Annotated in this window: 16 protein-coding genes; 10 read left to right on the top strand and 6 right to left on the bottom strand. The window is 67.4% G+C overall.

Going from position 1 to position 20,015, the window contains the following annotated elements; translation table 11 throughout:
- Positions 1-32: 32 nt before the first annotated feature.
- Positions 33-869 (bottom strand): phytanoyl-CoA dioxygenase family protein, encoded by an 837-nt coding sequence (locus YWC_RS0103040; RefSeq protein WP_027864050.1) that lies wholly within the window; start codon positions 867-869, stop codon positions 33-35.
- A 208-nt stretch (positions 870-1,077) separates the two neighbouring features.
- Here YWC_RS0103040 and YWC_RS0103035 point away from each other — a divergent pair, with 208 nt between their 5' ends.
- The 3 genes from YWC_RS0103035 to YWC_RS28055 all read left to right on the top strand — a co-directional run bounded on the left by YWC_RS0103035 (position 1,078) and on the right by YWC_RS28055 (position 5,122).
- Complete coding sequence (locus tag YWC_RS0103035) at positions 1,078-3,384, top strand: hybrid sensor histidine kinase/response regulator (protein WP_027864049.1); 2,307 nt, start codon at positions 1,078-1,080, stop codon at positions 3,382-3,384.
- A 157-nt stretch (positions 3,385-3,541) separates the two neighbouring features.
- On the top strand, positions 3,542-4,624 hold the full coding sequence (locus YWC_RS28060) for a mechanosensitive ion channel family protein (RefSeq protein WP_169728078.1): 1,083 nt from the start codon (positions 3,542-3,544) through the stop codon (positions 4,622-4,624).
- A 186-nt stretch (positions 4,625-4,810) separates the two neighbouring features.
- Positions 4,811-5,122: a KGG domain-containing protein gene (locus tag YWC_RS28055; protein ID WP_036212791.1), complete on the top strand. Its 312-nt coding sequence runs from the start codon at positions 4,811-4,813 to the stop codon at positions 5,120-5,122.
- 278 nt (positions 5,123-5,400) lie between these two features.
- Here YWC_RS28055 and YWC_RS28050 read toward each other — a convergent pair whose 3' ends face one another.
- Positions 5,401-6,588: a glycosyltransferase gene (locus YWC_RS28050; protein WP_084416271.1), complete on the bottom strand. Its 1,188-nt coding sequence runs from the start codon at positions 6,586-6,588 to the stop codon at positions 5,401-5,403.
- A 439-nt stretch (positions 6,589-7,027) separates the two neighbouring features.
- The gene (locus tag YWC_RS0103015; RefSeq protein WP_027864048.1) at positions 7,028-8,248 is read right to left on the bottom strand and encodes a hypothetical protein; all 1,221 of its coding nucleotides are present in this window, start codon (positions 8,246-8,248) and stop codon (positions 7,028-7,030) included.
- 147 nt (positions 8,249-8,395) lie between these two features.
- Between YWC_RS0103015 and YWC_RS0103010 the strand changes: the two genes are divergently transcribed.
- Both YWC_RS0103010 and YWC_RS0103005 read left to right on the top strand, forming a co-directional pair.
- Positions 8,396-9,688, top strand: coding sequence for an NCS2 family permease (locus tag YWC_RS0103010; protein ID WP_027864047.1), 1,293 nt, complete (start codon positions 8,396-8,398; stop codon positions 9,686-9,688).
- Positions 9,689-9,809: 121 nt separating this feature from the next.
- Positions 9,810-10,619, top strand: a complete 810-nt coding sequence (locus tag YWC_RS0103005; protein WP_027864046.1) for a DUF481 domain-containing protein — start codon at positions 9,810-9,812, stop codon at positions 10,617-10,619.
- Between the two features lie 53 nt (positions 10,620-10,672).
- Here the strand turns inward: YWC_RS0103005 and YWC_RS28045 are convergent, their stop codons facing one another.
- Positions 10,673-11,977, bottom strand: a complete 1,305-nt coding sequence (locus tag YWC_RS28045) for an MFS transporter (protein ID WP_036212788.1) — start codon at positions 11,975-11,977, stop codon at positions 10,673-10,675.
- On the bottom strand, positions 11,974-12,297 hold the full coding sequence (locus YWC_RS0102995) for a thioredoxin family protein (RefSeq protein WP_027864045.1): 324 nt from the start codon (positions 12,295-12,297) through the stop codon (positions 11,974-11,976). Before YWC_RS0102995 ends, YWC_RS28045 begins: the two co-directional genes overlap by 4 nt.
- Before the next feature lie 182 nt (positions 12,298-12,479).
- Between YWC_RS0102995 and YWC_RS0102990 the strand changes: the two genes are divergently transcribed.
- The 5 genes from YWC_RS0102990 to YWC_RS0102970 all read left to right on the top strand — a co-directional run bounded on the left by YWC_RS0102990 (position 12,480) and on the right by YWC_RS0102970 (position 17,486).
- On the top strand, positions 12,480-12,659 hold the full coding sequence (locus tag YWC_RS0102990) for a DUF3606 domain-containing protein (RefSeq protein WP_027864044.1): 180 nt from the start codon (positions 12,480-12,482) through the stop codon (positions 12,657-12,659).
- Positions 12,660-12,888: 229 nt separating this feature from the next.
- On the top strand, positions 12,889-14,004 hold the full coding sequence (locus tag YWC_RS28040) for a mechanosensitive ion channel family protein (protein WP_229412995.1): 1,116 nt from the start codon (positions 12,889-12,891) through the stop codon (positions 14,002-14,004).
- Between the two features lie 16 nt (positions 14,005-14,020).
- Positions 14,021-14,869, top strand: coding sequence for a glucose 1-dehydrogenase (locus tag YWC_RS0102980; protein ID WP_027864043.1), 849 nt, complete (start codon positions 14,021-14,023; stop codon positions 14,867-14,869).
- 135 nt (positions 14,870-15,004) lie between these two features.
- Entirely contained in the window at positions 15,005-16,870 is a 1,866-nt protein-coding gene (locus YWC_RS31395; protein ID WP_051306169.1) for a sensor histidine kinase, read from the top strand.
- Between the two features lie 64 nt (positions 16,871-16,934).
- A complete protein-coding gene (locus tag YWC_RS0102970) occupies positions 16,935-17,486 on the top strand; it encodes a M23 family metallopeptidase (RefSeq protein WP_027864042.1) in 552 nt (183 codons plus the stop codon).
- Here YWC_RS0102970 and YWC_RS28030 read toward each other — a convergent pair.
- The gene (locus YWC_RS28030) at positions 17,479-19,851 is read right to left on the bottom strand and encodes a penicillin-binding protein 1A (protein ID WP_084416288.1); all 2,373 of its coding nucleotides are present in this window, start codon (positions 19,849-19,851) and stop codon (positions 17,479-17,481) included. The two genes, YWC_RS0102970 and YWC_RS28030, sit on opposite strands and share 8 nt — an antisense overlap.
- Positions 19,852-20,015 lie beyond the last annotated feature (164 nt).

Genomic DNA, 20,015 nt, shown 5'->3' with positions numbered 1-20,015 from the left:
GGGGCCGCTGCGCGCGGCCCCTCCTCTCTCCCTCACCCGCCCATCGTCACGCCCATCTTCAGGCCCTCGATCGTGTGCGCCTGCCGGATCGGCACAAGCTGCTCGACGACGCGGCAGTTCAGGTGCCTGCGCACCCCTTCCGGCAAGCTGTCATGGTAGGCGCGCGACAGCTGCAGGTCGTGCTTGATCGCGTTGGTCGCATCCGGCGCATCGGCGCCCACCACCAGCACCGGACGCGAGACCTGCGAGCGGTTGGCGGTGCCGCGGTGGATGGTCAGGGCCGAACGGGCCGAGATGTCGCCCACCTGCGGCAGCTTGCGCTGGGCCAGGGCCTCGTAGCGCGGATACAGCGACTTGTCGGGGAACATCGGGTCGCCGTCGTACAGGTCCCACTGGGTGCCCGGGGCGATCTCGAAGGGGCCCATGTCCTCGGTGACGTCGACCGTGGTGAGGTTGAAGGCCAGCGAACTGAGGCGCCGGCCCTGGACCGTTTCCGGCGGCGAGGCGAAGTCGCGGTGCCAGGGCTGGTGCATGGCGCCCGGTCCCGGCACGTCGAAGCCCACTTCGACGATGCGCCATTCCGGCCCCAGCACCGCGCTGCAGACCGCGGCCACCCAGGGATGGCTGGCGATGGTCACGAAGGAGCGCAGGCGCTCCGGATGCACCTCGACGTAATAACGGTTCGGGCCGCGGTTCAGGGCCCCGCCCTCGCGCGCCAGCGCTTCGTCGAACAGCATGTCGATGTCGGCGCGCAGTTCCCCGATCAGCTCGCGGCTGAAGGCCCCGCGGCAGGCGATGATGCCGTCCCCATAAATGCCGCGCATGATGTCGGCCACTTCGTATCGTGCGGTGCTAGCTCCGCTTTCCATGCTCCATTCCTCCCTTGTGCGTGCGGACGGCCATGCGGCCGACATGTGGTCCATCGTTGGGAAATACTACTGGCAATTGCCAAGCCGCGGCGCAAGCCCGGCGTGGCGGCCTCCGGACGTTGACAGGGAGGCATCCTGACCGTAGATTGTCGCCACCACCACAACAGGATCCGACCATGAGACACCTACCGGCCCACAGGGGCAGGCCTTGACCCCTGGCCCCGCCAGCGTGCTGTTCATCTGCGAGCGCCCGGTTCCCGACCCGGTGCTGGGACGCGTCGCGGACGAGCTGGGCGAGACGGTCCTGCATGCCCGTTCGGTGGCGGCGGGCCTGGAGCAGGCGCGCCACCATGACTTCGCGCTGGTGCTGGTCGGCTATGCGGGCGATGCCGGCGCGCTGGCCGCCACCATCCGCCAGGTCCGGGCCACGCGCCGCTCGGTCCACACGCCGGTGGTCGCACTGGGCGTGCCGGCCGGCGCCGGCTTCCCGGTCGAACCCCTGTATGAAGCCGGTGCGGTAGCGGTGCTGAGCGAGCCGCTGTCCCCGGTGATCCTGCGCGCCAAGCTGCGCTTCTACATCGACGCCTTCCAGGCCACCGCCGAGCGGCGGCGCGCCGAGGCGGACCTCATCGATGCCAGTGCCCGGCTCGAATCCATCATCGCCGCCGCCGAGCTGGGGGTGTGGACCTGGGACATCGGTCCCGACCGCGTCGCCGGCGACGCCCGCATGGCCGCCCTGTTCGACATCCCCGAGGCGATGCGAGACAGTGCGCCGGTGGCGCGCTACTTCGAAGCGCTCCACCCGGATGACGTGGCGGCCGTGCAGGCCCTGCTGTCGGACGCGGTGGCGCGCTGCGCGCCCTACGACGCGACCTTCCGCATCCGGCGCGCCGGCGGCGGCTGGCGCTGGGTCATCGCACGCGGCAGCGTGGCGCCGGCGGCGGACGGCAGAGCGCGCATGCGCGGCGTGGTGATCGATGCCTCGCGCCAGTTCGAGCCCGAACAGCAGCTGCGCCTGAGCGAGGAACGCTACCGCACCCTGTTCGATTCGATCGACGAGGGCGTGTGCGTGATCGAAATCTTGTACGACGGTGCCGGACAGCCCTGCGACTACCTGTTCCTGGAGACCAATCCGGCCTTCGTCAAGCATACCGGCCTGGCCAATGCGATCGGCCGCAGCATCCGCCAGTTCGCGCCACAGCATGAGCGTTCTTGGTTCGAGACGTATGGAAGGGTTGCCGCGACCGGCGAGGCGGTGCGCTTCGTGAGCGAAGCGCGCGACCTGGGCCGCTGGTTCGACGTCTATGCTGCCCGTATCGGGCCGCCGGAGCAGCACCGGATCGCGGTGGTGTTCAACGACATCACCGAACGGCGCAAGGGCGAGGACGCGCTGCGCCAGATGGCGGCCGACCTGGAAGAAGCGAACCGCATCAAGACCGAATTCCTGGCCACCCTCGCCCACGAGCTGCGCAACCCGCTGGCGCCGCTGCGCAGCGGCCTGCAGTTCATCCGCCGCGCGCCCGAGGACCCCGCGGCGGTGGCGCGCATCCACGAGATCATGGAACGCCAGCTCGGGCAGCTGGTCCACCTGGTCGACGACCTGCTCGACGTGGCGCGCATCACGCGCGGCCAGGTCGCGCTCAAGTGCGAACGCATCGACCTGGCCGGCGTGCTGTCGGCGGCGGTCGAGACCAGCATGCCGCTGATCGAGGCGGCGCGCCACCACCTCGACCTGCGCCTGCCGCAGGAAACCCTGGTGGTGGACGCCGACCCGACCCGCCTGACCCAGGTGATTTCCAACCTGCTCAACAACGCGGCGCGCTACACGCCGCGCGGGGGCAGCATCGTGCTGGCGGCCGAACGCGACGGCAATGATGCGGTCATCGCCGTCTCCGACAACGGCATCGGCATCGACCCGGGGCGCCTGGAAGACGTGTTCAAGATGTTCACCCAGATCGGCGAAGGCCGCCGCCATGCGGCGGGCGGGCTGGGCATCGGCCTGTCGTTGGTGCGCAGCCTGGTGGAGCTGCATGGCGGCAGCGTGCAGGCGAGCAGCGCCGGCACCAATGCCGGCAGCGTGTTTACCGTGCGCCTGCCGCTGGCGCCCGAGGAGCTGCCGGCGCCGGGGGCCGGACCGGCGGATGCAGCCGCGGCGCCGCGCATGGCCCGGCGCGTGCTGGTGGTGGACGACAACCGCGACGCGGCCGAAACGCTGTCGGCCGTGCTGGGCCAGCTCGGCCACCAGGCGCTGGTGGCGAACGACGGCCACCAGGCGCTGCGCATGATGGCGGGATTCGAACCCGACGTCGTGTTCCTCGACCTCGGCATGCCGGGCATGTCGGGCTTCGAGGTGGCCGAAGCGATCCGGCGCGAACCGCGCCATGCCGGCGTGCGGCTGGTGGCCCTGACCGGCTGGGGCGGCGAGGCCGACCGCGAACGAAGCGCCCGCGCCGGCTTCGACCGGCACCTCACCAAGCCGGCCACCACCGCCGCCATCGAGCAAGCGCTGGCCTGAACTTCCAGGTAGCGGCGGCGCGCCGGACTACCAGGGGATCGACAGCAGGACCTCGGCCATGCGCGGCCAGCGTCAATTGTGCGCGCCGCAGGCCTGCTGGCCCCCACACTACTCCCTTTGCGGTGACGATGGGATGGGGTCAGGGATGGAATATTTGTTGAGTAATAACGACCTGGAAAACTGGATGATGGCGGTCGGCGTCTTCATCGGCGCGACCGCCCTGATGGTGGTGCTGCGCATGTTCTTCCTGCGCCGGCTGAGCAATATGGCGAACCGCACCGTGACGCGGGTGGACGACCTGGTGGTCAAGATGCTGAACCGGAGCTACCTCGTGTTCAAGCTGGCCATCGCAGCCTACCTCGCCAGCATTTTCCTCGTGATGCCGGAAAGCTGGCGCCTGGTGGTGTCGCGGATCGCCGTGGCCTCGCTGATCCTGCAGCTGGGCATCTGGGGCGATACCGCGCTGCGCGGCTGGCGCAGCCAGCTGCTCGCCACGCCCGGCGACGGCGCGCGCAAGGCCTCGAGCACCATCCTGTTCTTCATGATGCGCCTGGTGGTCTGGACCGTGGCGTTCCTGATGACACTGGATAACTTCGGCTTCAACATCACCACCCTGGTCGCAAGCCTCGGTATCGGCGGCATCGCCGTGGCCCTGGCTACCCAGAACATCCTCGGCGACCTGTTCGCCTCGCTCTCGATCATGCTCGACAAGCCCTTCGAGGTGGGCGACTTCATCATCGTCGGCGACGCCCTCGGCGCCGTCGAATACATCGGCCTGAAGACCACGCGCCTGCGCGGCCTCGGCGGCGAGCAGATCGTGTTCTCGAACGGCGAGCTGCTCAGGAGCCGGATCCACAACCACAAGCGCATGGAGTCGCGCCGCGTCGCCTTCCTCCTGCGGGTGGCCTACGGCACCAGCGAAGCCCAGGTGACCGCGATCCCGGCCATGATCCGCGACATCATCTCGTCACGGGCCGACGTCAATTTCGAACGGGCCCACTTCTTCCGCTACGGCGACTGGTCGCTCGACTACGAGGTGGTGTACCACTTCAAGAGCCCCGACTACATCCTGCACATGGACACCCAGGAGCAGATCCTGCTGCAGATCTACCGCGCCTTCCAGCGCGAAGGCATCCAGTTCGCCCACCCGCTGTCGGTGGTACGGGTAGCTGGCGCCCACGATCCGGTCGGGGGCTGGCCGCCCGCTGCTCCGACTCCCGGCGGCGCGCTTCCCCACTAAGCATCGGGTGCGCGACGGTATGCGCCGGAACGGTCCTACAGCGCTGGGCCGGGCAGTCCTATTCCGCGGCCCAGGCCGGTGGCCTAAGATGGACTCACCTCTTCCGGAAACGGACACCTCCGCAGGACGCGGCGGCAGCGGCCGGAAGAGAACCGACCAACCCTGTCATCGATAAAGGAGACCATCATGGCATCGAACAACCAGGGCAACAGCAAGCGCAGCAATTCGCAGAGCGGACGCGGCGGGAACTCGCAAAGCGGCGGCGGCGGCAATGGCGGCGGTGGCCGCGGCTTCGCCTCGATGGACCCGCAGCGCCAGCGCGAAATCGCTTCGCAGGGCGGCCGTGCGGCCCACGCATCCGGCAACGCCCACGAGTTCACCTCGGAAGAGGCGCGCGAGGCCGGACGCATGAGCCACAAGAACGACGGCAACCAGCAGAGCGGCAACCGCGGTAATTCGCAAAGCGGCAATGGCGGCGGACGTGGCGGCAACCGCTAAGCGGGTCGCCTGACCCTCGCAAAATGGCCGAAAACGGCGCGGTGTCCCAGGACACCGCGCCGTTCTTGTTCGTTCGACGCCCGCAAACGGAGCGTCTATCTATCACCGCGTGGGCGGCCCATACGGCGATGAGGGGCACAGTGCCGGGTAGAGCCGCCCACTCGACGAAGCCGGCCACCCACGCAAAAAAACACGGCGGCGGTACCCGCGAGGGTCCGCCGCCGTGCCGTCGCCAGCCAGCGCTGGCGGTTTGCCCGCCGCGCTGGCCGCTTACCCTGTCAGGCGCTCTTCGCCACCGGCAGCTTGGCTGCCTTCACGGGCAGCACGTCGGCCTTGGCGACATCCGGATTGGCCGGCAGGCGCGCATGGCGGCCCGGCACGGCGCTTTCGATCAGCTCGTGCATGCGGCTGGCGGTCAGGTCCCAGGAGGTGTTCGCCACCACTTCGCGCATGCGCTTGGCCATGGCCAGGCGCTCGCCTTCGCTCAGGGCCAGCTGGCGTTCGCAGGCGGCGATGAACTCTTCCGCGGTGGCGGCAACCGCCACCACGTCGCCATACGGCACCTTGACGTCGGTGATCGGGGTCGACACCGCCGGCAGCTCCGCCGCCATGTACTCGAGCACCTTGGTCGGCGAGATGAACTTGGTCGAATCGTTCATCGCGAACGGCAGCAGGCATACGTCCCAGCCCGCCAGGAACTTCGGCAGCTGGTCGTAGCTGCGCTGGCCCATATAGTGGACGTTGGGCTGCTTCGGCAGCGTGGCCGGGTCGATCTTGACGACCGGGCCCACCATCACGATCTGCCATTCCGGATGGGCATCGGCCATTTTGGAGACCAGTTCGACGTCGAGGCGTTCGTCGATCACGCCGTAGAAGCCCAGGCGCGGGTGCGCGATATGGGCCTGGTCCGGATGCGAGATCGCGCGGTCCTGGGCCTGGCGGAAGTGCTTGGCGTCGACGCTGCTCGAGAAGCAGTGCGCGTTCGCGTGGCGGTCACGCTTGGACTGGTACAGGCTCGGGCCGCCGGTAAAGACGACGTCGGCCATGTTCAGCAACGCGCTTTCGCGCTGCAGCAACTGTTTCGGCGCGTTCTTGAACATTGCCAGCTCGTCCATGCAATCGTAGACGATCTTGGACGGGTTCAGGCCCTGCAGCAGCGGCAGCGCCATCGGGGTATAGAACCAGACGACCGGCTGCTCGCCTTCCGGCACGAGGTCGGCCAACAGGGTGTGCAGGGTCGGAAGCTGGTCATCGTGGAAGCCTGGTGCATGGATGGCGGTATGCGGCTGGCACACCGTGATATTCGGCGCGACGGCCGTCTTCTTCAGGTATGCCTGCCCTTCGCTATAGACCGGTTCCTCGACAAACAGGATATCGTAGTGTTCCGCCAGACGGGTCATCAGGTGCTGGGGACGCTGGAAGACGAAGTCCCAGCGCAGGTGGCAAAACACGATCAAGGTCGGCATATTTATTTCCTTTCGCCTTCGTGGCGCTATTTTGTTGGCAAAGCCTGGCGTTTTCTCTCTGTTGGCCAGTTCCCCGGGTGTGGACAATTGCGGTTCAATCCCACACCGGACCCGCTAATCGTAACATGCAAAATTGCCATTATTTTCATTTATGCATTGCAATATTGCTAACTAGAAATGTTGCAACGAGATGTTACAAAGACCTCTCATAGGAGAGAGTTGCCGGCTGAGCGCACTCATGTAGGGCTGCTCCTACAGCCATACAAGAAAATCCACTACGAAAAGTCACCGCACTTTTTACCGTGCCCGGGCGTGCACGGGCGCCGCCGGGACGACCGGCGGCGATGTTTGTTTGGGAAAAACGAAGAATGAGGGCTTCATGCGGCCGCCGGAAGGGCCGCAGGGGTAGCGAGAGCGCGGTCGGAAGGCCTTACCGCCGTCAACCCGGCTGGTAGGGTTCCGCGCCTTCGGGGTGCCCGTCCTCGCTGAAACCGGTGGCGACCGACACGCCCTCCAGGCCGAGCGACAGCAGCGCATCGCACAGGTTGTCGATCTCGGCGCCGAGGTCGGCGGCCAGGTCGACCGGGGTCTCGACGCTGCCCCAGGGCGTGCCGCCGTCGAGCGCATACAGGTTGATGCGCAGGACGATGTGCTCGCCCGCGTCGAGCGGCGCGACGGCGGCATGGACCTGGTCCGGCGCCAGGTCCTTGTCGGACAGCGTGCGTGCGATCTCGGACAGGATGCCGAGGGTGGTGAGCTCGCTCACGCCCTGCTCCTTGGCGCCGTAGAACAGATCCTGGTAGAGGAAGTCGACATGGATGCCGTCGGGCTCGCGCCCCAGCAGGCGCCGCACCAGCGGGGCGGCCTGCGCGGTCCAGGCGCGGAAGCGCTCCTCGCGCGCCGCGTACCAGGCGTCGGCGCCCGCTTCGTCGCGCGGCACCGCATAGAACGGATCGTCGGTACGCTTGAGCGAAAAGCCCAGCAGGAAGCGCAGCTCCAGGGCCGACTCGTCGGGCGCGAAGCGCTCGCCGGTCCAGCCGCGGATGCTCGCTTCGATGGTCGGCGCCGGCTGCAGTTTCTTTTCCAGCAGCGTGCCGGCAGCCTCGCGCAGCATCTCCTGCAGGCTCGAATAGGACACGTGGTCGATCTCGGCCAGGTCGTAGGCATGCTGGACCAGCACCAGCTTGCCGCCGGCGCTCTCCAGCCCGGCCGGGTGGAAACTGTTGGCCAGCGCCTCGAAGGCCTCCTCGTCCTGGAAGGTGTCGGCCGCCTGCAGGCCCCCGGTGCTGCGCACGAACAGCGGGATCAGGAAGGCGTCGATCTCGTATTCCACGCCCTTGCCGTTGCCGTCCTCGCGCCGCAGGCGCAGGTTGGCGGCTTCCTCCTCGATGCGGCCGCGCAGCAGGCGGCAGGCCTCGGGATCGGTGTAGCGCGCCGTTTCGATCGCCTCATACAGCGCCTCGTCGCGCTTCTTGCGCAGCAGCTTGCGCACCGCGGCCAGGAGTTCCTCCTCGCGTTCGTCGGCACTGCCGAAGCCGGGCGCCTCCTCCCTTTCGGCGATCGCCAGGGCCAGGTCGGCCAGCTCCTGCGCCACGGAGGCGTTGTCGGGCTCGCGCGGATTATTCGAGGTACGGGGCAACGGACGCTTATTCTTCGGCATGACATGTGGTGGTAATGATGGAGATGCCATGTTAGCGCATTGGCACCGATGCGCGGGGCCACGCTGCATGTCGGAGCAGCCAATACTCGCTCGGCAGTACCGCGGAGTGTTATGCTTCAGCCAAAACACGCCTGGAGTCCAATAATAATGCTCGACCGATTCTTCAAACTCACCCAAAGCGGCACCACCGTCCGCACCGAACTGCTGGCCGGCCTCACGACTTTCCTGACGATGGTGTACATCATCTTCGTCAATCCTTCGATCCTGGGCGACGCCGGCATGCCGAAGGAATCGGTATTCGTCGCCACCTGCCTGGTGGCGGCGCTCGGCACCGCCGTGATGGGCCTGTACGCGAACTACCCGATCGCGATGGCCCCGGGGATGGGCCTGAACGCCTATTTCGCCTATGCGGTGGTGCTCGGCATGGGCATCCCGTGGCCGGCGGCGCTGGGCGCGGTGTTCATGTCCGGCTGCCTGTTCATCCTGGTTTCCCTGCTGGGCCTGCGCGGCATGATCGTGAACGGCATCCCCAAGTCGATGCGGGTCGCGATCACGGTCGGCCTGGGCATGTTCCTGGCGCTGATCGCCCTGAAGAACGCCGGGATCGTGGTGGCCAGTCCGGCGACCCTGGTCAAGGCCGGCGACCTGCACAAGCCGGAAGCCATCATGGCCATCGTCGGCTTCTTCGCCATCGTCGCGCTCGACCGCCTGCGCGTGAAGGGCGCGATCCTGATCGGCATCGTGCTGGTGACCGTGCTGTCCTTTTTCTTCGGCGGGAACACCTATAACGGGATCTTCTCGGCCCCGCCCTCGATCGAGCCGACCCTGTTCAAGCTCGACATCGCCGGCGCCCTGTCGGTCGGCATCATGAACGTGGTGCTGGTGTTCTTCCTGGTCGAGCTGTTCGACGCCACCGGCACCCTGATGGGCGTGGCGCGCCGCGCCGGCCTGCTGGTCGAGGGCAAGATGGACCGCCTCAACAAGGCCCTGCTGGCCGACAGTGGCGCGATCGTGGCCGGCAGCGTGCTCGGCACCTCGAGCACCACCGCCTACCTGGAAAGCGCCTCGGGCGTGCAGGCGGGCGGCCGCACCGGCCTCACGGCGCTGACCGTGGCGGTGCTGTTCCTGGCCTGCCTGTTCATCGCGCCGCTGGCCGGCGTGGTCCCGGCCTACGCCACCGCGCCGGCCCTGCTGTTCGTCGCCTGCCTGATGCTGTCCGACCTGGGCGAGGTCGAATGGGGCGATTCCACCGAGAGCATCCCGGCCGCGGTCACCGCCCTGGTCATGCCCTTCACTTTCTCGATCGCGGAAGGCATCGCCTTCGGCTTCATCAGCTACGCGGTGCTCAAGCTGCTGACCGGCCGGGCCCGCGAGGTGGCGCCGGTGGTGTGGGTAATTGCCGCCCTGTTCACGTTCAAGATCGTCGTGATCGGAACCTAATACGGCTCTGATGCCAGACATCCAAGGGAGCCGATTAAAACGCGCCATATGTGTCTCAAAGCACCGTTTTGCGCGTTCTTTGGGATACAATGTCGCGCATCTTGCTGGCAATACAGTGCTTATGAAACACTTCAAATTCCCTGCATCTCTTCTTGCACTCGGCCTGTGCGCCTTCCATGGCGCCGCACAGGCGGACTTCGATCTTCCTGCGGTCGGCAACGTCCACGGACCGATCTCCGTGGCCAAGCCCGAGATCCCCGAAGGCGGCTGGTTCACCTCGGCCGAGCTGGGCGCGATCACCACCTCGGGCAACACCACCGGCACCTCGGTCACGGGCAAGATCGACGCCCGTCACGAGACCGCCAACTGGAGCCATGAATTCATCGTCAGCGGCTTCTTCAAGGAAGACGAATACGAGAACGACGACGGCAACATCGAGCGCAGCAAGTCGGCGGAACGCTTCGCCGCCTCGGCCAAGGCCTCGCTCAAGCTGCTCGGCGAAAACAAGCGTGCCTTCGTGATCGGTTCGCACGTCACCGACCGCTTCGGCGCCTACAACCGCTATTCCTCGATCGCAATCGGTCACGGCTCGCGCTGGCTGAACACCCCAGACACCTCGCTCGACGTCGAGATCGGCCCGGGTTATTTTGCCGGCGAGCGCGCCACCGGCGAGGACGAGAGCGGCCTGACCGTGCGCGGCGCGGCCCAGCTGCGCTGGCGCGTCAGCCCTTCGGCCTTCTTCGCCCAGACGGTCAGCGTCGAGAAGGGCACCTCGAACACCCGTTCGGTGGCCGAGACCTCGCTCAGCACCAAGATCAACTCGACCATGCAGATGAAGGCCGGCTTCAGCGCGCGCAACGACTCCAGCGTCCCGGACGGCAAGAAGAATACCGATACCCAGACTTCGCTGACGATGGTCTATTCGTTCTGAGGCCGGCGGCCGGGACGAGCGTCAACAGGGCCCCGTTCGGGGCCCTTCCTCATTCAGCGGGACGCCGGCTGCGGCGCAGGCTTGGCGTGCCCGTCGCCGACCGCCAGCAGGGCAAACAGGCTCAGCAGTGCCGCAGCCGTCAGGTAGTAGCCGACCCAGGCCAGCCCGTAGTTGGTGGCCAGCCAGGTGGCGATGTAGGGCGCCAGCGAGGCGCCCAGGATGCCGGCGAAGTTGAAGGTCAGCGAGGCGCCGGTGTAGCGCACCTCGGCCGGGAACAGCTCGGCCAGCAAGGTGCCCAGCGGCCCGTAGGTAAAGCCGATCAGGCACATGCCGAGCACCATGAAGGCGCCCACCGAAACCAGGGTGCCGGAACCGAACAGGGGTCCGAACAGCAGCCCGAACACGGCGATCGCCGCGCTCACCAGGATCATCGCCATGCGCCGTCCGTGGCGGTCGGCCAGCACTGCCGACGGCGGGATCGTCAGCGCGAAGAACACCACCGCGACCAGCTGCATGGTGAGGAAGGCCTGGCGCGAGAAGCCCAGCCTGGTGGTGCCCCAGCTCAGCGCGAACACCGTCATCAGGTAGAACACCACGAAGGTCGCCAGCGCGACGACGGTGCCCAGCACCAGCGCGCGGGTGTGGTCCTTGAGCACCGCCAGCGCCGGCACCTTGACCCGCTCGTTACGATCCAGCACCTTCTGGAAATCCGGGGTCTCGGTGATCTTCAGGCGCACGTACAGCCCGACCAGCACCAGCAGTGCGCTGGCCAGGAAGGGAATCCGCCAGCCCCAGCGGAAGAACTCCTCGTCCGCCATCAGGGTGCCCAGCAGCAGGAAGGTGCCGCCCGACAGGAAGAAGCCGATCGGCGCCCCCAGCTGCGGGAACATGCCGTACCAGGCGCGCTTGCCGGGCGGCGCATTCTCGGTTGCCAGCAGCACCGCTCCGCCCCACTCGCCGCCCAGGCCCAGGCCCTGGCCGAAGCGGCACAGGGCCAGCAGCAGCGGCGCCAGCGTGCCGATCGAATCATAGGTGGGCAGCAGGCCGATCAGCACGGTGGAAATGCCCATCGTGAGCAGCGCCGCCACCAGGGTCGCCTTGCGGCCGATGCGGTCGCCGAAGTGGCCGAAGACGGCCGAACCCACCGGCCGGGCGAAGAAGGCGATGGCGAAGGTGGCCAGCGACTGCAGGGTCGCTGCGGCCGGGTCGGCGGCCGGGAAGAACAGGCGCGGGAAGACCAGCACCGCGGCGGTGGCGTAGATGTAGAAGTCGTAGAACTCGATGGTGGTGCCGATCAGGCTCGCGAACAGGACGGTGCGCGGCTTGTTGGCTGGAAGGGCGGCGGCAGCCTCGCTCATGCTGCACCGGCCTGGGCCAGTGCGACGCGTACTTCGTCGGCGGACACCGGACGCACCACGCGCGCCACCTCTTGCCCATCCTTGAGGACAACCACGGTCGGCCACAGCTTGATGCGGAACGAGCGCCCCAGCGGGCGGCCGGGCCCGTCTTCCACCTTCACGTGGCGCACACCCTGGCTGCCGGCCAGGGCCTCGTCGATCAAGGGCTCGGCGGCGCGGCAGTAGCCGCACCAGTTGGCGCCGAAATCGAGCATCACGGTGCCGGGCATGGCGTCGACGGCGCTGCGTTCGGGCTGGGCGGTTTCATAGGGTGCGGACATGCGGGTCTCCTCCTTCTGGTGCGATTGGTATCGATAGTGCAAGCCTACCTCAAAAAGTTGCCATTGGCACGGCCAGCGGGTCGATGCCGGGTCGAGAATGGCGCGCAAGGTGAAACAGCGTACGGAACGCATCGGTTGTGGCTGGCACTCTGGCAGCAAGCAAAGTGAACAAGGAGGCCATCATGTCCGACAACCTGCAAAACCGTGGCGCCCAGGACCGCGCCCGCATCAACGTCAACGAGGAATGGGAAGTGCGCCACTGGACCGAAGCGCTGGGCGTGAGCAAGGAAGAGCTCGAACGCGCAGTGAAACAGGTCGGCCCGAGCGCCGAAGCCGTGCGCGAGCACCTGAAGCGCCACTGAGCCTCGGCGCGGGCAAGGGGCATGCTCCCTGCCCGCGCCGGCTTCACGGCGCCGTTCCGGCGCGCCTGCCCTGGCCCTGCCTGGCCATCGCGCAGCGCGCTGCCAGCCGTGCGCCGCTGCCGCATGCCCTTCCCCGCCTATTCCGGCACGCGCGGCCGGCGCCGGCTCTTCCGATTAGGAGTCCGGTTTGAACAATCTTTCCCAATTATTTGCATCTCTTGACATATCTTTGCCGAACGCCCTGTTCGCCATCGCCGCCACCGTCGCCAGCTACGCGCTGATGCACGGCGCCCTGATCCTGTTCCGCCGCCGGCTCGGCCAGCTGAGCGAGGAGCACCAGCACCGGACCATCGCCCAGGTACTGGGCAAGACCCTGGCCCACACCGGCGTGTTCGCCATCCTCGCCACCTCGATCCTGATCGGCCTGTCGGTGCTGGACCTGCCGGAGCCCTGGAACACGCGCCTGGGCCACCTGTGGTTCTTCACGCTCGGCATCCAGATCGCCGCTTTCCTGCACCGCGCCGTCAAGATCGGCGCGCGCCGCTATTTCCTGAGCCACGGACGCGGCGCGGTCGACGACCAGGTCACAGTCGCCCACACGGTCGTGATCTGGCTGCTGCAGACCACGGTCTGGGTGGTGTTCGTGCTGGCCATGCTGTCCAACCTCGGCATCAACGTCACCACCTTCGTCGCCAGCCTCGGTATCGGCGGCGTGGCCATCGCGCTGGCGGTGCAGAACATCCTGGGCGACCTGTTCGCCTCGATGTCGATCGCGGTGGACAAGCCCTTCGAGGTCGGCGACTTCATTACGGTCAACAATTTCAGCGGCACGGTCGAGCATGTGGGATTGAAGACGACCCGGGTACGCGCCCTTGGCGGCGAGCAGATCATCGTTGCAAACGCCGAACTGCTGCGCAATACCGTCTACAACTACCGCCGCATGAGCACGCGCCGGATCGTGTTCACGCTGCGCGCCAGTCCGGCCACGCCGCGCGAGCTGGCGGCGCGGGTGCCGGAGATGCTGCGCGAGATCGTCGCGAAACACGACAAGCTGCGCTTCGACCGCGCCCACCTCAAAACGCTCGACCAGAACTGGATCGAGTACGAGATTGTCTACACCATGCTCGACGCCAGCTTTGACCTCTACATGGACACCCAGCAGGCCATCAACCTCGACGCCATGCAGATGTTCGAAGACCTGGGCATCTCGACCGCGCCGCGTCCCCGGCACGTCCTGCTGCAGGAAGCGCCGGAGGCGCGCGACCTGCGCGGCGAGGAGGAGCCGGCGGCCAACGAAGACAGGCCGGACGCATCCTCCGCGCGCCCGCGCTACCTCAATCACTGAATCGAAGGGACATGCGATGAACCAGACGCAACAGCCAGCGCAGCAGCAGGATCCGCCGGGCACCGAGGCGCAGCTTACACCAAAGGCCGACCACGGCGAGTCGAGCTACCAGGGCTCCGGCAAGCTGAAGGACAAGGCCACCCTCATCACCGGCGGCGACAGCGGCATTGGCCGCGCCGTCGCCCTGGCCTTTGCGCGCGAGGGAGCGGATGTCCTGATTGCTTACCTGAACGAACACGAGGATGCGCAGGAGACCGCGCGCCTGGTCGAGGAAGCCGGCCGCAAGGCGGTGCTGGTGCCGGGCGACCTGGCCGACCCGGGCCATTGCCGCGCGATCGTCGACAAGGCGGTGCAGGAATTCGGGCGTATCGACGTGCTGGTCAATAATGCTGCCTTCCAGATGAGCCACGACACGCTGGAAGAAATCCCTGACGACGAATGGGATTACACTTTCAAGGTCAACATCACCGCGATGTTCCACATCTGCAAGGCGGCGGTGCGGCACATGCAGCCGGGCTCATCTATCATCAACACCACCTCCATCAATTCCGACAACCCGAAACCGACCCTGCTGGCCTATGCCGCCACCAAGGGCGCCATCGCCAACTTCAGCGCAGGCCTGGCCCAGTTGCTGGCCGAGAAAGGCATCCGCGTGAACTCGGTGGCGCCGGGTCCGATCTGGACGCCGCTCATTCCCGCCACCATGCCGCCCGACCAGGTCGAAAGCTTCGGCCAGCAGGTGCCGATGAAGCGGCCCGGCCAGCCGGCCGAAGTGGCCCCGGTCTACGTGCTGCTGGCGTCGAACCAGGCCAGCTACATCTCGGGGGCGCGCATCGCGGTGACCGGCGGCACCCCGATCCTGTAAGCGGGCGCGTGGCGACAAGCCTCGTTCCGGAAGAGAAAAGCCGAGCGCGTCCAGTAGGCTTCTGCTAAGCTGGCGGCCATTGTCATCTGACAATGCCCGCAGCCATCTTCGCGACGCCGTCGACCACATGCCCGCATGAAAACGCGCACTTATCTGTACCTGATGGCGGCCGCCATCCTGATCCCGGTCGCCCTGGCGTTCTGGATCGGCGTGTCCATGCTGCTGGACTGGGAGCGTGAGTCGCGCATCCGCCAGGTCCAGGAGACGGCACGCGCTACCGCGCTGCTGGTGGATCGCGAGATTGCGGTCAAGGAAGCGCTGCTGCGCGTCATCGCAAATTCCGAAGCCCTTGCCGAACAGAACTACCCGCGCGTGTATCGGCTGGCCACGCGCCTCAACGGCGACGATGCCCTGTCCTGGACCACGCTGGTGGACGCGGGGACCCGTCCTATCTTTAACACGCTCATGCCGTTTGGCACTCAGCTGAACGGAACGCGCCGTCCCTTCGCCAATGAAGTCCTGGGTAGCGACAAGACGCGCGTGTCAGGCTACTTTCTCGGCCCCACCTCGCAGCGTTCCGTCGTGTCCGTCGACGTTCCGACGCCGTCTGGCAATGGGCCACAGTACGTGGTCAGCCAGATTTTCGATACCCGCTACTTCGAGCGGGTGTTCGTCAACGGCACCCTGGATGCCTCCTGGCTGGTCGGTATTTTCGATGCGGACGGAATTACGATTGCGCGCAGCCGCGACGGTGCGCATTCCGCCGGCAAGCCGATGCACCCCGAAATGCGGCTCNCCGCCCGCCATGCCGGCAGCGGCGTACTGCGCCACGTGACGCCAGAAGGCATCGAGGTCTACGGCGTCTACACGCGCTCCGCCGCCAGCGGCTGGACCGTCGTGATCGGGGTGCCGGTGGCCGAGATCGAGGCGGCCGCCCGCATCGCCGCCACCTATGCCACGCTGGCGCTGATCCTGCTGATGGGCATGGCGCTCCTGACTGCCGTGTTCTTCGGGAACAAGCTGTCGAACGCCCTGCAGCAGGCCGGCAGCGTCGCCAACGGGCTGGCGCGCGGCGCGATCGCCCGGCCGCGCCCGACCAAGGTGGACGAGGTCGACGCCCTGCTCGACGGCCTGCACTACACCAGCGAGGCCTTGTCGCGCGAAAGCGCGGCGCGCCAGGCGCTGCAGCACGAGCGCGAGCAGCTATTGGTGAGCGAACAGCGCGCGCGCCGTCTGGCCGAAGCCCAGAGCCAGGCCAAGGACAATTTCCTGGCCATGCTGGGGCACGAGCTGCGCAACCCGCTGGCGGCGATCTCGGGCGCCATGAGCGTGCTCGACATGCCTGGCGTGAAACCGGAGCTGGCGGCGAATGCGCGCGACATCAGCCGGCGCCAGATGCGCCACCTGGTCCGCATCGTCGACGACCTGCTCGACGTGCAGCGCATCCTGTCGGGCAAGATCGTCCTGCAGCGCACGCCGGTCAACCTGTCGGAAGTGCTGCGCTCCTGCGTCGAGGCCAAGCGCCTGGTCGACGCCGGCAACCATCACTGGAAAGCCGAGCTCGTACCCTGCTGGGTCGACGGCGACCGCACCCGCCTCGAGCAGATCGTCGACAACCTGCTGCACAACGCCATCAAGTACACCCCGGCCGGCGGCAGCATCACGGTGCGCTGCAAGACCAGCGGCAAGGAAGTGGTGGTGGAAGTCTGCGATACCGGAGTCGGCCTGGCGCCGGAGCTCCTGCCCCTGATCTTCGACGTGCTGGTGCAAGGGCCGACCAGCATCGACCGCGCCCAGGGCGGCCTGGGGCTCGGCCTGGCCCTGGTGAAGGAACTCAGCGCGCTGCATGGCGGCAAGGTGTCGGTACACAGCGCAGGCCATGGCCAGGGCTGCACCTTCACCCTGGTGTTGCCGCTGCGCCAGGATCCGGCGCTCGACACGCCGCCTGCCGACGACGCGAACGGGGCCGCATCGGCCCGTCCCACACTCGACCCGGCCTGAGCCTGTAAATCCGGCGCTTCGCCCATACGTGTTCACTGTCGAACGCTTCATGGACCATGCCGCCATGCGAATTTTCCTGCGCAGCCTGTTAGTCGCCGTATTCCTGATTGCCGCCTGGGGCCTGCTCGAGCCCTGGGTGCGCCATGCCGTGTATGCGATGCGGCTCGCGGCGATGCCGGCGCCAGCCGCCCTCGCCATGCCGGTCAGCGGCGTGCGTCCCAAGGCGCTGCGCGACACCTGGCATGCAAGCCGCAGCGAGGGCCGCAGGCACGAGGGCATCGACATCTTCGCCAGGCGCGGCACGGCGGTGCGCGCCGCCACCGAAGGCATCGTGCTGCGGGTCGGGACCAACCGCCTCGGCGGCCAGGTGGTGTGGGTGCTGGGACCGGGCGGCCAGCGTCATTATTACGCCCACCTCGACGGCTTTTCGGACGTGGCGCCGGGCATGCGGGTCGAGGAAGGCCGGGTGCTGGGCTACGTCGGCAATACCGGCAATGCGCGGACCACGCCGCCTCACCTGCACTACGGGGTGTACGGCAAGGCCGGGCCGGTCAACCCGTATCCGCTCCTGCGCGGGGAGGCGCCGGACCGGACGGCGCAGGCGGACCCTAGATAATCTCTTCCTCGCCCGAGCTGGGCGGCGGGGGCGGCACGTCCGGCAACTGCATCGGCGGCGCCGTCTGCACCGGCGCCGGCTGGCTTGGTACCGGCTGGATCGGCGCCTCGGCCGGCTCGTCCTCATCTTCGATCGGCGCCGGGTCGGGCACCTCTTCGCCGGACATCCCTTCCTCGATCTCGAGTTCGCCAGGGCCTTCCTCGACGTATTCCGGCTCCTGGTACCTGCGCGGCGTCGGCTTGCGCTCGCCCGGCAGCAGCGCGTCCGGATCGAGCTTGCCGCCGTCGACCGCGCTGCGCATGAAGTCGCCTACCAGCAGCAGCGCATTGTGCCCGCCCTGCCCCCAGTAGCTGCTGCGCATCGTCACGCGGTTGTCGTTGAAGCCGATCCAGGCGCCGGCCACCAGGTTCGGGTGCATCAGAATGAACCAGCCGTCGGTATTGTTCTGGGTGGTGCCGGTCTTGCCAGCCAGGTCGCCGTTCACCCCGAAGCGGTAGCGCACGCCGCCGCCGGTGCCGCGGTCGACCACGCCGCGCAGCATATCGATCAGGTTCAGCGCGGCATCCTGCGACAGGGCGCGCTCCGGGGCGTCCGGCGCGAAATCGGCAATGGTCTTGCCGTCGCGGTCGGTGATGCGGCGCACGAACACCGGCTTGCGGTATTCGCCCTGGGCCGCGATGGTGCTGTAGGTGCTGACCATCTCGAGCAGGGTCACCGGGCTGGTGCCCAGCGCCAGCGAAGGCACCGCCGCCAGTTTGCTCTGGCGGATGCCCATCCCCTGGGCCAGGCGCACGATCGGGCTGACGCCGACCTGCTGCATCACCTGCGCGGTGATGGTGTTCTTGGAATACACCAGGCCGTCGCGCATGCTCATCATGGCCCCGCTGTTGCCCGACATATCGGTCGGGCGCCAGACCGTGCCGCCCACCTTGATGTCCTGCACCACGTCGCGGTAGGTCTGGTCCGGCGGGATGCCGCTCTCCAGGGCGGCGGCGTAGACGATCGGCTTGAAGGTCGAGCCGGGCTGGCGCGCGGCCTGGGCCACGTGGTCGAACTGGTCGCGCTCGAAGCTGCGGCTGCCGACCCAGGCGCGCACCTCGCCGGTGTGCGGGTCCATCGCCACGAAGCCGGCTTCCAGGCGCGACTTGGTCGTCTTGAGCTCGCGCATGAACTCGCGGTCGGCCTTGAGGCGCTTGAGCGCCGCGGCGGGCGCTTCGCCATCCTCCACGGCCTGGCGGTATTCGCCGCTTTCGCGCACGAATGCGTCGAGTTCGCGCGGATGCGAACGCCAATACCAGGCGAAAGGATCGACCTCGCGCCGCATCGACGTGTACATGCCGGCCGAGGTCGAGCGCGGCATGCCCTGGTAGGCCCATTCGACGTCGGCGATCGCCTGCAGCGTATTGGCCTGGCGCTCGACCGCGCGCACCGCGGCCGCCTGCAGGTCCATGTCGAGCGTGGTATGCACCACCAGGCCGTCGAGCTGCAGGTCGTAGTCGTTCTCCTGGGCCCAGTCGAGCAGCCACTTGCGCACGAAGGCGGTGAAGTGGTCGTCCTTGCCGCTGCGGTCGTTCAGGCGCGCGAAACGTACCCGCAGCGGGCGCTTGGCCAGGGCACGGTAGCGTTCCTCGCTGAACGCGCCGTGCTTGGACATCTGCGACAGCACCACGTTGCGGCGCGACTTGGAGCGTTCCGGGTTGGCCACCGGGTTGTAGTAATGGGTGCCCTTGAGCATGCCGACCAGGGTGGCGGCTTCCAGCACGTCCAGCTTGGCGGCCGTCTTGCCGAAGTAGGTGCGCGCCGCCATCTCGATGCCATAGGCGTTGTACAGGAAGGGCACCGTGTTCAGGTAGGCCTCGAGGATCTCGGTCTTGCTGTAGGTGTTCTCGATCTTGATCGCGGTGATCAGTTCCTTCATCTTGCGGTTGATGCTGCGCGCCCGGCCGATCTCTTCGGGGAACATGTTGCGCGCCAGCTGCTGGGTAATGGTCGAGCCGCCTTGCGGGTCGCCCTTCACGGTCGCGACGAAGGCGCCCGCGACGCGCCGGAAATCCACGCCGTGGTGGTCGTAGAAGCGGTGGTCCTCGGTCGAGATCAGGGCCTTGATGACGTGCGGGGAGATCTGCGACAGCTTGATGCGCTCCTGCAGGCCCTTCTCGAAACTGCCGAGCTCCTTGCCGTCGGCGGACAGGATCACGCTCGGGCGCGCGGTGCTGGCCTGGCGCAGGTCGTCGATGCCCGGCGTGAGCGGAATCAGGATCACCAGGTAGAGGAAGAAGACCATCAGGCCGGCCGCCAGGCTCCAGAGCCCGATCAGTACCGCCTGTTCCCAGCGCGGGCGGTCGCGCAGGCGCGCCTGCGCCATCGAGTAGCTCGCCTGGGCGCGTCCGCGCGCGCCTTCGAACAGGCGCTTGCCATGCTGACCGAATGCGCCCCGGCCCGAGGCGGCGGGTGTGCCGTTTCCAGTCTTGTCGTCCGAGCCGCCGCGGGTGCCGCTCTTTTCTTCCTGATCCACTATAGAAATCCTTG

The sequence above is a fragment of the Massilia alkalitolerans DSM 17462 genome, assembly GCF_000427785.1.
Lineage (GTDB): Bacteria > Pseudomonadota > Gammaproteobacteria > Burkholderiales > Burkholderiaceae_D > Telluria > Telluria alkalitolerans.
The sequence above is the reverse complement of the archived record's forward strand: the minus strand, read 5'-3'. Positions and strand labels throughout refer to the sequence as shown.